At 57.7% G+C, this 553-nt stretch carries 1 protein-coding gene; it reads right to left on the bottom strand.

What is annotated here, in order from left to right:
• Positions 1–449 (bottom strand): tyrosine-type recombinase/integrase (locus tag Q8X39_RS20475; RefSeq protein WP_305751545.1); only part of this gene is annotated, 449 nt, incomplete at its 3' end.
• Positions 450–553 lie beyond the last annotated feature (104 nt).

Genomic DNA, 553 nt, shown 5'->3' with positions numbered 1-553 from the left:
GCGGCCAAGTTCGTGATGAAAGTGCGACGGCCCGAGTGTGATGTGGCACCTTCGAGGCCGGCCCGCTTGTACAGAACGATGAAGTGCTGGGTCAGCGTGTTTGCGCTGAACCCAGTACGCTTTTGGGTCATGAAGAACGGAGCGTCGAGCACTGTCCGCTTCACGGTACGTGCGTAAGCTGCAAGTTCCTTTTGCAGCCGCTCGTTCACGAACACCACGCGCCCCGCATTGCCCTTCGTTTGATGCGCACCCAAGCGCAGTTCCGCCCTGACGTTGCCCTGGGCATCGATCACGTCGCTCACTCGCAGCGCCGCAACTTCCCCCACCCGCATCCCCGCTAAGTGCGTCAGCAGCAGCATGGCCTTGTCGCGTGCTGCGTGGCGGGACATTGCCGCTTGTCCAAGCGCTTGACGCAGTTCTTGCGCCGTTAGTGTTTTTGCCTGCTTCATGCCAAACCTCACTTTTCGTTGTTATCAATGTTAGTTTCTTAGGTCCTGGTCGAGCAACCTACAGCGCTAGCTGAACATCTCTATGTAATTCAACGACTTAGCGC

Source organism: Leptothrix discophora (assembly GCF_030705305.1).
Classification (GTDB): domain Bacteria; phylum Pseudomonadota; class Gammaproteobacteria; order Burkholderiales; family Burkholderiaceae_C; genus Sphaerotilus; species Sphaerotilus discophorus.
The sequence above is the reverse complement of the archived record's forward strand: the minus strand, read 5'-3'. Positions and strand labels throughout refer to the sequence as shown.